Raw genomic sequence first — 14,862 nt, 5'->3', positions numbered from 1 at the left:
TTAACTCCAACATTTTATTCAGAAGGAAAAAATTATGGCTTATACATTACCAGAATTAGGTTACGCTTATGATGCGTTAGAACCGCATTTTGATGCGCAAACAATGGAAATTCACTATACAAAACATCACCAAGCTTATGTAAACAATGCCAATGCGATTTTAGAAACATTGCCGCAATTTGCAGAGCTTTGCCCAGGTGAATTGATCACTAAATTAGCGGAAGTGCCAGCGGACAAGCGTACAGGTTTACGCAACAACGCAGGCGGCCACGTAAATCATAGTTTATTTTGGAAAAGCTTGAAAAAAGGCACAACCTTACAAGGTGCGTTAAAAGATGCAATTATCCGTGATTTCGGTTCTGTGGAAGCATTCCAAGCAGAATTTGAAAAAGCAGCGGCAACTCGTTTCGGTTCAGGCTGGGCGTGGTTAGTGTTAAACAACGGTAAATTAGAAGTGGTTTCCACCGCAAACCAAGACAGCCCATTAATGGGTAAAGAAATCGCAGGTTGCGAAGGCTACCCAATTTTCGGTTTAGATGTTTGGGAACACGCGTATTACTTAAAATTCCAAAATCGCCGTCCAGACTACATTAAAGAATTCTGGAACGTAGTGAACTGGGATTACGCAGCAGAGCGTTTCGAGAAAAAAATCAATCTGTAATTGTTAAAAATAATCTAAGGCTTGGGTTTCCAAGCCTTTTTTATTTTTTGTATGTGGCGAAGAGATAGGGTTGTCCATATTCATTTATCGAAGCGTATGCAATACGCACCTGCGCTGTGGAAAATTTGAAAAATGGGCGTAGGGGCAGACCTGTGTGTCTGCCCGAATAAGAAAACGTAGAAAACGTAGGATAGGCTTCAGCCTATCGCTTGACTCAACTTTTTCGGTCGGTGGGCTGAAGCCCACACTACATTCTAAAGAGGGGAGGTGGGCGAACACATAGGTTCGCCCTTACGCTGTGGAAAATTTGAAAAATGGGCGTAGGGGCAGACCTGTGTGTCTGCCCGAATAAGAAAACGTAGAAAACGTAGGATAGGCTTCAGCCCATCGCTTGACACGACTTTTTTGATCGGTGGGCTGAAGCCACCCTACATTCTAAAGAGGGGAGGCGGGCGAACACATAGGTTCGCTCCTACACAAATTATCAAACCATATTCACAAAAAGAGCGGTGGTTTTTTGTATTATTTTTGTAAGCGTTGTTTGCGGCGTTTTATTCTTCTTACCCAGCGGGTGATATGCCACGCTCTAGAAAACGTAGGATGGGCTTCAGCCCATCGCTTGGCACGACTTTTTCGAACGGTGGGCTGAAGCCCACCCTACGTTGCTACACAAATTATCAAACCATATTCAAAAAAAGAGCGGTGGTTTTTGGCGTTATTTTTGTGAACGTTGTTTGCGGCGTTTTATTCTTCTTACCCAACGGGTGATACGCCACGCTCTGGCGATAGAAAAAACATAAATGAAAAATAACAGAATAAAGCCGACAAACATTATCCATTCATTGATGTAATACACTTCGCCTAAAATGCCAAAACCTGCGCATAGCGCGGCGATAAAGGTGATTAATAAAAAGGCTTGGCGTGAGCTTAGTCCTGCTCGCACCATTAAATGGTGAATATGCAACCTGTCTGGGCGGAATGGACTTTTGCCTTTGCGTAAGCGGCGGTAAATAATGGCGATCATATCAATCACAGGAATGGCGATAATCCATAGTGCGGTGATTGGGTTCATTGGGTGGCCTTTGCCTTGCGTGCTAAGTAGCAAGATCCAAATAATGGTAAAGCCGATCAGCGTGCTGCCTGCATCGCCCATAAACACTTTAAATCTTGCGCCAAAAGGAATACCAAGATTGAGCATTAAATAAGGCAAAATAGCGATGATTAGGGCGAAGCTCCAATAGGCGAGATCCATTTGGTTATCTATTACCAGCAAGATGCCAATCGCACCAAAAGCCACGCTGGATAAGCCACCGAGCAAGCCGTCTATGCCATCTATCATATTGAACGCGTTGATCACAGCGATGGTGGCGAACACCGTGATCATCAAGCCGATTGAGCCGAGCGTTAATTGGAACGGGCCTAAAATTTGTCCAAGATGATCGAGATAAATATTACCCATATCGATCATTAAAATGGCGAGAAAAGCTTGGATTCCTGCGCGAATAAACGGGCTGATGTCAAAGCGATCGTCTAAAATACCAATAGCTAACAGCACAAAAATGCTGAAAAGATAGAGCGCTGGCAGCCGCATTTGATCCCATTCTAAAAAATAGAACACGCAGTTACCGATAAATAGCGAAATGCCCCCAATCAGGGGGATTGCCCCTTTGTGGCGTTTGCGGTAATTTGGTTTATCCACTAAACCGATTTTTTGCGCAATCGGACGCATTGCAAATAAAGAGAGCAGTGCGCCGAGAAATGTGAGCAGAAAACTCAACAACATAATGAATAATTTCAGTAAAAAATGAGTGGCGAAAGCATACCATAAAGGCAAAAGTGCGCATAAATATTTTTATAAATTTTTGGGGCTGCTGATAATTTTACAGTACAATAGCTCACAATTTTACTCAATTTCTCTCTTAAACAAGATAAAGGATAAACAATGAACCATTCAGAAAATTTCTTTTCTCAAGCGCAGAAAGTGATCCCCGGTGGGGTGAATTCCCCTGTTCGTGCGTTTAATGGAGTTGGCGGCACGCCAGTATTTATTGATCGCGCTGAGGGAGCTTATATTTTTGATGCGGACGGCAAGCAGTACATTGATTATGTGGGCTCTTGGGGGCCAATGATTTTAGGCCACAACCACCCAGCCATTTTAAGTGCGGTGTTAAAAACCGCAGAAAAAGGCTTGAGCTTTGGTGCGCCTACGCCGCTAGAAATTGACTTGGCAGAGCTAGTTTGCCAGCTTGTGCCTTCTATCGAAATGGTACGAATGGTGAGTTCAGGAACGGAAGCCACAATGTCTGCCATTCGTTTGGCGCGTGGTTATACCAAACGAGATAAAATCATCAAGTTTGAAGGCTGCTATCACGGCCATTCTGATAGTTTACTGGTAAAAGCAGGATCTGGCGCGCTAACCCTTGGTCAACCAAGCTCCCCCGGTGTGCCAGCAGATTTTGCTAAACACACCTTAACTTGCGAATACAACAATATTGATTCTGTTAAGCAAGCCTTTGAGCAATATCCTGATGACATTGCTTGTGTGATCATTGAGCCAGTGGCAGGCAATATGAATTGTATTCCACCAAAAGCCGGCTTTTTACAACAACTGCGTGAACTTTGTGATCAATATGGCGCATTGTTAATTATTGACGAAGTGATGACAGGTTTCCGCGTGGCATTAGGCGGTGCGCAGCAATATTATGGCGTAACCCCTGATTTAACCACCCTTGGTAAAGTGATCGGCGGCGGAATGCCCGTGGGCGCATTTGGCGGTAAAAAAGAAATTATGCAATATATCGCGCCAACCGGCCCTGTTTATCAGGCAGGAACGCTTTCTGGCAACCCAATTGCAATGGCTGCGGGCTTAGCTTGTTTAACCGAGCTGAAAAAAGCCGGCAATGAACAGCGTCTGGCTGAGCAAACAGAAAAATTAGCCCTTGGCTTAAAAGCGCTTGCCAACAAACACGGCATTCCATTTGTGGTGAATTATGTGGGCGGAATGTTTGGTATTTTCTTCACCGATCAGCCTGAAGTCAGCACTTATCAGCAAGTGATGAAATGCGATGCGGAAAAATTCAAGCAGTTTTTCCATAACATGCTTGAACAAGGTGTGTATCTTGCGCCATCTGCTTATGAGGCGGGATTTATGTCTTTAGCGCATAGCGATGAAGATATTGAGCGCACCTTGCAAGCCGCCGATAAGGCTTTCGCTGCAATGAAAACGGCGTAACGAAAAATAGCAACAAGCCGAAAATAGTAACGGGCATAGGGGGAAAAATGGAAAACGCGAACAAACAATATCAGCTGGCTTTGCTCAAAGTGCATAGCACCGCGGTGTTATTTGGTTTAACTGGCGTGCTAGGTGTGCTTATTGAAAGCAGCGCAGGCGTGTTGGTGCTAGGACGCGTTTTTATCGCACTGGCGGCACTTTCCCTGTTCTTCTTGTATAAGAAAACGCCCTTAACCAAACTTTCCCCACAAGGTATTTTGTTACAATTTGTGTTGGGGAGTTTGCTCACCGCCCATTGGGTTACCTTTTATATTGCGGTTAAAGTGGGCGGCGTGGCAGTAGGAACGCTCGGCTTTGCCAGTTTCCCCGCTTTTGTATGCTTATTTGAAATGCTGATTTTTAAAGTGCGGTTGAAATTGCGCGAGTTTTTCTTATTGCTCGCCATTACGCTTGGTTTAATCCTTGTTACGCCCGCTTTTGAATTTGGCAATCAATCCACACAAGGCCTGTTATGGGGCATTTTTTCAGGCGCAATTTATGGCTTGCTTGCGGTGCTAAATCGCAAAAATCGCGGCATACTTTCAGGCAGTCAAGCGAGCTGGTGGCAATATTTGGTGGGCGTTATCGTGCTTTTACCGTTTTATGCCAACGAATTACCGACAGTATCATTGCAAGATTGGTTTTGGATCGCCTGCATTGGCTTGCTCTGCACCAGCCTTGCGTACACCCTGTTTGTTTCCAGCCTTGACGTACTCAGCGCCAGAACCGCCGCAATGATTATTTCCCTTGAACCCGTTTACGCCATTTTAATCGCGTGGCTGTGGCTCAATGAAGTCCCAACACTCACAATGCTACTCGGCGGCGCAATCATCATCACCGCCGTAGCCTTAGAAAATTTACGCAAGTAGGGAATAAAAATCGGTGAGAAAATCACCGCGCTTTTGAAAGTGCGGTATTTTTATGAATTTTAGAATAGAGCTGAATACGAGCCTAAAACTTGCTTTTTTAGGTGGATTTTGATAAATTTTTAAGCGTGAGAGCAGAATGATTGTTTTCACTTCCTTGAGGTGCTTCGCTGCCTTAACGCGAACCTTAAAAGTGGTGCTTCGCTGCCTTAATGCGAACCTTAAAAGTGGTGCTTCGCTGCCTTAATGCGAGATTTAAAGAATAACAAAAGAGAGTATTATACTCTCTTTTGTTGTATATGGAGAGTAGATTAAGTGGAAAAGAAAAGGTTAGATCTTTATTACGTAGATGGAGATTATATTAAATATTTGAAATCTTTTGATAATAATGTTCAGCATAATTATGACAATAATAAAAATAAAAAACCTTATGTTGGTGTTGTATTAGATATGAATGGAAAATATTATTTTGCACCGCTAACCTCTCCTAAAGATAAACATTTAAAATTAAGAGATTCAGATCCTACAACATTTAAAATAAAGCATAATAGTAAATTTATAGGTTCTGTACTACTGAACAATATGATTCCTGTAAAGAAAGAGTTTATATCTAGGATAAATATTAATTTAGTTCAAGACAAAGTGTATCAAACGTTATTGAGAAAGGATTATCAAGTTATATCAAATAATCGTGATAAGATTGAAAATAAAGCAAAAGTTCTTTATAAAAATGTTATTGAACGAAATAATCCTTACTTTTCAAAGGTATCTTGTGATTTTAAAAAGCTAGAAATTGCTTGTGATAATTATTTGAAAAGATAATAATAATCAAATGGACTAAAATATAAAAAGGACAGTTTAAAAAATGACAGAAAATGTATTGCATCGAAAACACACAACACATTTTCGGAAGAAATATTTATAAAAAAATCACCGCACTTTAGGCTTCATTTTGTGATTCTAATGAAGCAGGGGATTTGCGGTTTTTATCCACCCATAATAAGAAATTGGCGTAAATCGTTCCAGCCACTGAGTGCCATACGCACGCCACTGCACAAACCACCGCTGATTCTGGAATGGTTGGGAAGAACTTCATACTTAATCCTGTAGCTAAACCTGCATTTTGCACGCCCACTTCCAAGGAGATAGTTTTCTTTTTCGCTAAGCTCATTCCAAATAATTTGCCTGATGCATAGCCAAGAGCGTAGCCGATCAGGTTATGTACCACGATACAAAGTAAAATGATTAAGCCTGATTGTAAGAAGTAATTCCCATAAATGGCGACCACCCCACCCACAATAAAGGCAAAGTTAATCACTGCCACGCCCGGCATTAACGCTTTGATGTCTTGGAACCATTGTTTGCGGTGTAAGCTGATGTTTAAAATCGAGCCCACTGCCACAGGCAACACAGTCACTAAAAGCATAAATTTAAACATTGCCCAGCCGTTCATTTCCACGCTTTGACCAACCAAATAGTTTAACAATAATGGTGTCATTACTGGCGCGAGCAAGGTTGATACGGTGGTCATTCCCACGGAAAATGCTACATCTCCTTTACATAAAAACGCCATAATGTTAGATGCCACACCACCAGGGCAAGAGCCAACTAAAACCAGACCAAGGGTAAGCGCAGGGGAAAGATCAAAACTTTTTGCAATAGCAATCGCCACAAAAGGCATTACGGTATATTGCACAATCGTACCAATAAGAATATCCAACGGGCGTTGCGCTAACACTTGGTAATCTTTTTTACCCAAGGTCATTCCCATTGAAAGCATAATAATGCTGATGATGAACACTTGCGTATTGCCTTTTACCCAAGTGAATAATTCAGGTTTATAAAAGGTGATTAACGCCAGCACAATAATAAAAAGTGCGGTGAATTTTGCTAATAAAAAACTGAGTTTTTTCAGAAATTGCATCGTTATGTGTTTCCTTTGATAAAAATAAAATAAAGTGCGAATTGTACGGCTAAACTCGTTTAAAATATAGCCATTATTTTAAATTTTTAATTAATTCTTCACTTAAATGTTGTCTTTCTTGCTCCGACAGCGCCTTGCCATCGCGATTAGTTAAAATAAAGAAATCTTCTGCTTTTTCGCCAATGGTGGTGATTTTGGCATTTTGAATATTAAGCTGAAGTGCGGTGAAAATTTGGCTGATTTCTGCCAAAAGCCCCGCTTTATCCAAGGCGAATAGCTCTATTTCTGTGTGCGTGGTTTTGGCCAAATGCAAGAATCGCACTTCGGTTTTTACCCGAAATGGCTTAAGTAGATGATTTTTCATCGTGCTGACTTTGGCGATTTTGTTTGTGCTTAAGGCTTTTTGCAGGGCGTGTTCTAGCTCACGGCGGCGATCAAATTTGGCAAGCGAACCATCTAATTCAGTTACAATAAAACTATCGAACACCTTACCGTCTTCCGCCGTGAGAATTTGCGCATCGTGAATACTAAAACATTTCGCGCCAATGGTACTCACCACTTTATGGAACAGGTTGGCTTGATCTTCACAATGAATAAACACTTCCGTGCCACCTGAGGAAAAACGATTACTAATTTTTACCACATTTTGCCCCGCACTTTGCTTGCGGCTTTCGGCGATTAGCCCAGTATGCCAGCTAATTTGCTGTGGATTGTTGCGTAAAAAATAATCTGGTGGGAAAGTCTGCCATAATTGTTCAATCGCGTCTTGCACAAGCTCGGGCTGGGCTTTTTGCAATAAAGCCAAAGCCTGATTTTTATGCTGGACGATTTTATCTTGATTATCCAACAAGCTGGCCATTCCTAAATTAAATTGCGCCGTGGTGGACTGATAAAGTCTTGTTAATAAAGAACGTTTCCAGCTATTCCAAAGGGTTTCGTTGGTGGCACAAATATCTGCCACGGTTAAACAAGTTAGCAAATCAAGGCGTTGCTGGGTTTTCACTTCTTCGGCAAAGGCAAGGACAATATTGGGATCGTCAATATCGCGCCGTTGTGCCGTAACGGACATCAATAAATGCTGCGCCACAAGCCATTGCATTAATTCACTCTCTTGGCTCGAAAAGCCGTGTAACCGAGCAAAATCCGCCATATCTTGCGCGCCAAGTTCAGCGTGATCACCACCACGACCTTTGGCAATATCGTGGAATAATCCAGCGAGATAAAGCAAAGTGCGCTGTGATAATCGGGCAAAAATGGCATAACAAATCGGGTGCGCGGTTTGGCTTTCTGGCTGGGTAAAACTTTCTAATTTTTGCATTACGCGCAAGCTATGTTCGTCAACAGTATAGCTATGAAATAAATCAAATTGCATCAGCCCCTCAATGTGCTGCCATTGCGGTAAATAGATGCGTAACACGCCGTATTGGTGCATTGGTAAAAAAGCCCGTTGTACGCAATGAGGCTGTTCAAATAAGCGTAAAAATTTTGCTCTACCTTGCACATTTTCGCTTAAATAGCCGTGAAATGTTTCGATCGTGCGGATTAATTGGCGTAACGTGCTGGAATGAATTTCCGCCGTTGGATATTGGGTCAGATAGAAAAACAAATCGAGCATACTGTCAGGCTGTTGCTGAAAACAGTCTTTCTGCGTTAAGCAAATAGCGTTATTGGCAAGGTAAAAATGGCGATCCAGCGGAAAACAAGTTTGCTGGCTTGGCTTATCGATAAAATGTTCACGATAATGCTTGGTTAAAATGTGAGTGAGCGTGGCAATGGTTTGTAAGGCTTGGAAAAAGGCTTTCATCATTTTTTCCACTGCTTGATTGCCCTCCCCTTGATAGCCGAGCAATTCGCTCACTTTCACTTGGCGATCAAATAACAATCGGTTGTCGTAACGCGTTAAAATTAAATGTAAAGCGAACCGCACTTTAAACAGAAACTGTTGTTTTTCTTGCAATAAATCGTATTCTTCAGGATAAATAAAGCCAGTTTGCAAAATATCTTGCAAGTTTTTTGCCCCCGTGTGGCGCAAGGCAAGCCAATACAACAAATGCAGATCACGCAAACCGCCGGGACTGTATTTTATGTCAGGTTCAAGGTTATAACTGGTATTGTTGTAGCGTTGATAGCGCGCATTTTTTTCGGCGATTTTGGCTTGATAAAAATCCGCCAGACGCCAAAAATCAGGTTGCATTAAAAGTGCGGTGAGTTTTTCAAATAATTGTTCATTACCGCATAAATAACGACTTTCAAGCAAATTAGTGGCGATAGAAATATCTTCTCGCCCAGCTTGTTCGCATTCAGTCAAGGTGCGAACAGAATGTCCCACTTCAAAACCGCAATCCCATAAAAATTGCACAAACTCACGGATTTGTTGTTGAATTTCTTCGCTAGGCTGCGATTTTGTTAAAATCAAAAAATCCAAATCCGACAAAGGAAACATTTCCCCACGCCCATAACCGCCCACCGCAATCAGGCTAAGATCCTGATGTTGATCCAGTCTAAAATGCGTCCAAAGATGTTGCAATAAATCGTCATAAAATTTTGTACGATTTTCCAGTAATTGATAGACGGAAGATTGCTGGAACTCAGCAAGCTCAAGGTTTTTCAGCTGATCTTTTTGCTGTTTGACGAATTGAATACTGAGTGGGATTGTAGGCGAGTAGGTAAACATTTGGACTTGTTCCTTTGGGGCTATTCAGCTTCAGGCAGACACACAGGTCTGTCCCTACATGGCATTGGTAATTCAACAAAATTGTAGGGGCGTACTGCGTACGCCCTTTTATTTTCCTATTCGAGGTTATGGGGCGTATGCAATACGCTCCTTGTATATTAAAATTAATATAAAATAGCAACAAAACTCTGTTATCTGCATCTCGCATACGCCCCAGGCAACAAACCGAGTTGTAGCAATGAGAGCAGATAACATTTCACCAAAAAACCGAACAGTTGCCAGACTTAAACCCGAATGCAAGGCAGGTTAATGATGAATGAACAAACTTATTGTGGTATTGATGTTGCTAAACGTCATTTCGTCATTGGGCTTTCTAACCAAAAACGAACAAAGACCGAAACCAACAACCCGAAAGGGATTGCGCATACCATTGAGTATTTACGTCGTTTCAGTGTGGACTTAATTGTCCTTGAAAGCACCGGTGGGCTTGAACTTCCATTAGCTAAAGCACTCCACCACGCAGGCTTTCGTGTGGTGATTGCCAACCCGCGACAAACCAATCAGTTTGCGATGTCGCAGTCACTAGCAAAAACCGACAATAAAGACGCCAAAATGTTGGCTTTTTACGCCCAGATGCTCGCAATGCGTGATAATGTAGCGCAACAGCTTTACATACCACCGACTCCCGAGCAAGAACAGCTTGAAGCCCTTGTTTCACGCCGTAATCAGCTTGTTGAAATGCGTTCCGCGGAGAAAAACCGCCTTGAACAAGTCCATTCCACACAACGACTCAGTGTTGAGCAGCATATCGACTATCTCAGTCTGCGTATTGATGAGCTGGATAGTGAAATCGAACATCATCTCAAACATTTTGACGATACAATAAAAAAGTTTAAAGACATCAAAGGGTTAGGCACACAAACGATAGCCGTTTTGATGTCAATGTTGCCTGAGTTAGGTCAATATACACATAAACAAATTGCTTCGCTTGTTGGCGTTGCGCCACATCCGAAAGAAAGCGGTAACACCAAATGGAAAAGCCGCTGTTCAGGTGGTCGCAAAGCCGTGCGAAATGCGCTGTATATGGCCACATTTGTTTGCGTGCGTTTTGAGCCTAAACTCAAACAATTTTACGAACGCTTACGCGCTAATGGTAAGGCGTTCAAAGTGGCGATTAACGCCTGTATGCGTAAGCTTCTAACCATTTTAAATGCGATTGTCCGCGATGGCTCGCAATGGGACGCTCACGCGCTTTAATTAACGAATTTGTATTTTTGCTTTTTAGCGGAATACAGTTGCTACCAATTCCTTCTTTGAAAAAGAGGGGTTAGGAGAAATTACGCATTCACCATAAAACGCTGAATGCGTCCTGCTTTTTCTTCTTCCTCGCGGATAGTCATTACTTCACAGCCATCGGCGGTAACAACAATTTGATGCTCAAATTGTGCGGAATGGCTGCGATCTTTGGTTTTTACTGTCCAACCATCGCCCATTAGGCGTACTTCACGTTTGCCGGCGTTGATCATCGGTTCAATGGTGAACACCATTCCTTCTTTCAGGATCACACCGCCGTCATCACCGTCATAATGTAGCACTTGTGGATCGTTGTGAAATTCTGTGCCGATACCGTGTCCGCAATATTCACGCACCACGCTAAAGCCTTGCGATTCCGCATATTTTTGGATTGCTTTGCCGATTTCTCTTAAGCGAATCCCCGGTTTGACCGTGCGTAAACCGATATATAGGGCTTCTTGGGTGGCGTCCACTAATTTTTTGCTGCGAATGCTTGGTTCGCCAACGATAAACATTTTGGAATTATCGCCGTAGTAGCCATCTTTGATCACGGTAACATCAATGTTCACAATATCACCGTTTTTTAGCTGTTTTCCTTCACTTGGAATGCCGTGGCACACTACTTCGTTAATGGAAATACAAGTGGCTTTCGGGAAGCCGTGATAGCCTAAGCAAGCAGGGATTACTTTTTGTTGTTCCACCATATACTCGTGGCAAATGCGATCTAATTCCCCTGTGGTAACGCCTGCTTTCACATAGGGTTCGATCATTACTAACACGTCTGAAGCCAATTTGCAGGCTTCGCGCAGTTTTTCGATTTCTTGTTCTGTTCTAATTGGAATTGCCATAACTTCTCCTTGACAAAAATTTTGTGCGCTATTTTACCACCTTTACGTGGAAAAATCCTTGATAAATTCTTGAATGGTTTACTTGGTTATTAGATAATAGCCAACTTACAATTTACAAGGATAGAAGCGAGATAAATGATGACAGATATGGCAATCCCTTTAACCTTTACCGATGCGGCGGCTAATAAAGTAAAAGCCTTGATCACAGAAGAAGAAAATAGCGAGCTTAAATTACGCGTTTATATCACAGGCGGCGGTTGTAGCGGTTTCCAATATGGCTTTACTTTTGATGAAAAAGTAAACGAGGGCGATCTCACCATTGAGAATTCTGGTGTGCAGTTAGTGATTGATCCAATGAGTTTGCAATATTTAATTGGCGGCACGGTGGATTATACCGAAGGGCTGGAAGGCTCGCGTTTTGTGGTAAATAACCCTAACGCCACAACCACTTGTGGTTGCGGTTCATCTTTCAGCATCTAACCCAATTCGCAAAATGGATTATCAATTTTTTGCCCAAGGCGGACAAATTTCAGCCAAGTGTTCAATGGGACACGAAGCCTTGGCAAATTGGCTTAATACAGAAGTGCGGTCAAATTCTCAGCTAATTTCCACCGCACTTTCTCTTATCAATCAAGCACGCCAAGCGCCAATGCAGGATTTTAAATTGCTCGGTGCAGAATACAGTGTATTTATCAGCGCAGATGAAGTGATGGTGCGCGCGAATAATCTTTCTATTGATGAACAGCAAGAACTTGAGCAAGATTTCCATTATTATGATGAAGAAAGTTTAGCTTTTTGTGGTTTGGAAGATTTTGAGCAGTTTTTACAATCTTATTTATCCTTTAACCGCTAAGGTTCGGGCCAGATAACTAGGTATAACAGAGCAATGTCAGAAAGTAACTCAACGCCAGAAACACAACCAACGGCTGAAACAAATAAAACGGGCAAGCCCTCACGTAAAAAGCGTTTGCGTAATTTTTTGCTAAAAGTTGCGTTTGTCGTGGTGTGTTACATCATTTTTTATGGCATTTATTTAGACGGGCAAATTCGCTCCAAAATGGACGGACAAATCTGGCAGCTGCCAGCGGAAGTGTATAGCCGTATTGAATCCATTCGTTTAAGCGATGATCTTAGCCTTGAACAAGTGAAGCAACGCCTGCTCGAAAATGATTATCGCCAAACCACAATGGTGGCTGCACCAGGGGATTTCAAAATTGAAGACAACACCATTGTTTTGTTGCGTGGCGCTTTTCCATTTCCTGTTCAACCTGAAGCGCAGCGTGTTTTTCGCTTACGCTTTAAAGACAATAAATTAGCGGTGATCGAAGATTTGGTGAATGTGAAAGCCATTGATGAATTTCCGCTCGCGCCAAAATTAATCGCAATGTTGCAATCAGAAAAAGAAGAGCGCTTAACCCTTTCTTTGCAAAATTACCCAAGATTATTGATTGATACCTTACTTTTAACCGAAGATCGCCGCTTTTACGAACACGAAGGCATAAGCCCTTTAGGCATTGCAAGGGCGATGGTGGCAAATTTTCAGGCAGGTCATCGCGTGCAGGGCGGAAGTACCTTAACGCAGCAGTTGGTTAAAAATCTTTTCCTTTCTAACGAACGCACCTTTACAAGAAAAATCAACGAAGCCTTGATGGCGTTGATTTTAGATTGGCGTTATGACAAAAACCGCATTTTAGAAACCTATCTCAACGAAATTTATCTCGGGCAAAACGGCAACACGCAAATTCACGGTTTTGAATTAGCGAGCCATTTTTATTTTGGTCGCTCAATTCGTGAAATTAATTTGGATCAAATTGCCTTATTGGTGGGAATGGTGAAAGGCCCTTCGCTGTATAATCCTTGGCGTAATCCTGAAAATGCCCTTGAACGCCGTAATGTGGTGTTGCGTTTATTGCTTGAACACAAAGTGATTGGGCAAGAACTTTACGATATGTTGAGCAAACGCCCTCTTGGCGTGCAAAAACGTGGGCAAATTAACCGTAAATATCCAGCCTTTATTCAAACCTTACAGGCAGAACTTCGTCAGCAGTTAGGCGAAAATCGGGCGAGCAGTTTATCTGGCACACGCATTTTTTCTACCTTGGATATTAAACAGCAGCACTATGCAGAACAAGCGGTGATTAATGCGGTTTCTGAATTACAGTTAAAATATAAAAATCCTTATTTAGAATCCGCAATGATCGTGGCGGATTATCGCAATGGTGAAATCAAAGCCATTGTGGGCGGTCTGCAAACCAACTATGCAGGCTTTAACCGAGCGTTAAATGCCAGACGACAAATTGGCTCATTAGTAAAACCTTCAATTTATTTGACCGCACTTACTGAACCGAGCGAATTTCGTTTAAATACGCCAATTCAAAATCAGCCGATTACTATTCGCACCAAAGGCAGCCCGCCTTGGCAGCCACGCAACTACGATCGCCGTTATAGTGGCTCGGTGATGTTAATGGACGCGCTCGCTCGCTCATTAAACATTCCAACGGTGAATATCGGAATGAAAGTGGGCTTAAGCAAAGTGATTGAAACCCAAAAAGCGATGGGCTGGGATAAAGTGAAAATTCCAAAAGTGCCAGCGATGTTGTTGGGATCTTATTCGATCTCTCCTTATGAAGTAACGAAATTGTTCCAAACTATTGCAAACCAAGGGGCAAATATTCCTCTTGCCACCATTGATAGCATTACGAATCAGCAAGGGGAACTTATTTATCAGCGCCCAATGCAACCAGAACAAGTTGTGCCAGCGCAAGCCGCTTATGAAACCCTTTTTGCAATGCAACAAACCGTAGAACGCGGTACGGCGCGCAGTTTGCAAAATCAATTTGCTCATTTACGTCTAGCGGGTAAAACAGGGACGACAAACTCTGCGCGCGATACTTGGTTTGTGGGGATTGACGGTGAAAATGTTGCCACCGTTTGGCTTGGCCGTGATGATAATGGCGAAACGCGATTAACAGGCGCAACAGGTGCATTGCAGGTGTATAAAAACTATCTTCAACGCACGCAAGCGAAAACCTTACGCCCATCAACCCCAGCTGGCATTAAATGGGTCGGCATTAATAGCTATGGCGGTTGGGATTGCAGCAGCGCACGGCAAATCCCAGTGTGGGCAGAGCGTAACCAATCTTTCTGCTCCGCACCAAGAGAAGTCGCTCCAGAACCGAAACGACAAAGCCTATGGGACGTGTTAAAACCCTCAACCTCAGGCTCTCAGCCCGCTCCAGTGGAAGAGGCAGTACCAGCCAATTAAGTATTAGCTAAGCAATAAAAAACCGCCGAAAGGCGGTTTTTTTGATATACTTCTTAACGG

General features: G+C 42.7%; 12 protein-coding genes. 8 read left to right on the top strand and 4 right to left on the bottom strand.

Annotation, left to right across the window (positions count from 1 at the left end; genetic code table 11):
- Positions 1-34 precede the first annotated feature (34 nt).
- Entirely contained in the window at positions 35-661 is a 627-nt protein-coding gene (gene sodA / locus DYC50_RS09520) for a superoxide dismutase [Mn] (RefSeq protein WP_115249971.1), read from the top strand.
- 715 nt (positions 662-1,376) lie between these two features.
- Here sodA and wecA read toward each other — a convergent pair.
- Positions 1,377-2,444 (bottom strand): UDP-N-acetylglucosamine--undecaprenyl-phosphate N-acetylglucosaminephosphotransferase, encoded by a 1,068-nt coding sequence (gene wecA / locus DYC50_RS09515; RefSeq protein WP_172459083.1) that lies wholly within the window; start codon positions 2,442-2,444, stop codon positions 1,377-1,379.
- A gap of 159 nt (positions 2,445-2,603) precedes the next feature.
- Here wecA and hemL point away from each other — a divergent pair, with 159 nt between their 5' ends.
- The 3 genes from hemL to DYC50_RS09500 all read left to right on the top strand — a co-directional run bounded on the left by hemL (position 2,604) and on the right by DYC50_RS09500 (position 5,620).
- Positions 2,604-3,893 carry a glutamate-1-semialdehyde 2,1-aminomutase gene (gene hemL / locus DYC50_RS09510; RefSeq protein ID WP_115249970.1) on the top strand — a complete coding sequence of 430 codons (1,290 nt, stop codon included), beginning with the start codon at positions 2,604-2,606 and terminating at the stop codon, positions 3,891-3,893.
- Between the two features lie 47 nt (positions 3,894-3,940).
- Positions 3,941-4,801, top strand: a complete 861-nt coding sequence (locus DYC50_RS09505; protein WP_115249969.1) for a DMT family transporter — start codon at positions 3,941-3,943, stop codon at positions 4,799-4,801.
- 312 nt (positions 4,802-5,113) lie between these two features.
- Positions 5,114-5,620: a type III toxin-antitoxin system ToxN/AbiQ family toxin gene (locus tag DYC50_RS09500; protein ID WP_115249968.1), complete on the top strand. Its 507-nt coding sequence runs from the start codon at positions 5,114-5,116 to the stop codon at positions 5,618-5,620.
- Between the two features lie 118 nt (positions 5,621-5,738).
- Here the strand turns inward: DYC50_RS09500 and DYC50_RS09495 are convergent, their stop codons facing one another.
- On the bottom strand, positions 5,739-6,722 hold the full coding sequence (locus DYC50_RS09495) for a bile acid:sodium symporter family protein (protein ID WP_115249967.1): 984 nt from the start codon (positions 6,720-6,722) through the stop codon (positions 5,739-5,741).
- Positions 6,723-6,795: 73 nt separating this feature from the next.
- Positions 6,796-9,396: a bifunctional uridylyltransferase/uridylyl-removing protein GlnD gene (gene glnD, locus DYC50_RS09490; protein ID WP_115249966.1), complete on the bottom strand. Its 2,601-nt coding sequence runs from the start codon at positions 9,394-9,396 to the stop codon at positions 6,796-6,798.
- Positions 9,397-9,705: 309 nt separating this feature from the next.
- On the opposite strand from glnD, the gene DYC50_RS09485 reads away from it, so the two are divergent.
- Positions 9,706-10,653 carry an IS110 family transposase gene (locus DYC50_RS09485; RefSeq protein WP_172459061.1) on the top strand — a complete coding sequence of 316 codons (948 nt, stop codon included), beginning with the start codon at positions 9,706-9,708 and terminating at the stop codon, positions 10,651-10,653.
- Positions 10,654-10,733: 80 nt separating this feature from the next.
- Here DYC50_RS09485 and map read toward each other — a convergent pair whose 3' ends face one another.
- Entirely contained in the window at positions 10,734-11,537 is an 804-nt protein-coding gene (gene map / locus DYC50_RS09480; RefSeq protein WP_103854094.1) for a type I methionyl aminopeptidase, read from the bottom strand.
- 138 nt (positions 11,538-11,675) lie between these two features.
- On the opposite strand from map, the gene erpA reads away from it, so the two are divergent.
- Genes erpA through mrcB form a run of 3 tightly spaced genes read left to right on the top strand, consistent with a single transcriptional unit; the run spans position 11,676 to position 14,802 of the window.
- Positions 11,676-12,017, top strand: a complete 342-nt coding sequence (gene erpA, locus DYC50_RS09475; protein WP_103854093.1) for an iron-sulfur cluster insertion protein ErpA — start codon at positions 11,676-11,678, stop codon at positions 12,015-12,017.
- A gap of 13 nt (positions 12,018-12,030) precedes the next feature.
- Positions 12,031-12,390: a YacL family protein gene (locus DYC50_RS09470; RefSeq protein WP_103854092.1), complete on the top strand. Its 360-nt coding sequence runs from the start codon at positions 12,031-12,033 to the stop codon at positions 12,388-12,390.
- 33 nt (positions 12,391-12,423) lie between these two features.
- Positions 12,424-14,802, top strand: a complete 2,379-nt coding sequence (gene mrcB / locus DYC50_RS09465) for a penicillin-binding protein 1B (protein ID WP_115249964.1) — start codon at positions 12,424-12,426, stop codon at positions 14,800-14,802.
- The last annotated feature ends 60 nt before the right edge of the window (positions 14,803-14,862 follow it).

The organism is Avibacterium avium (assembly GCF_900454535.1).
GTDB classification, from domain to species: Bacteria; Pseudomonadota; Gammaproteobacteria; order Enterobacterales; family Pasteurellaceae; genus Avibacterium; species Avibacterium avium.
This window is presented reverse-complemented; position numbering and strand designations above follow the sequence as displayed.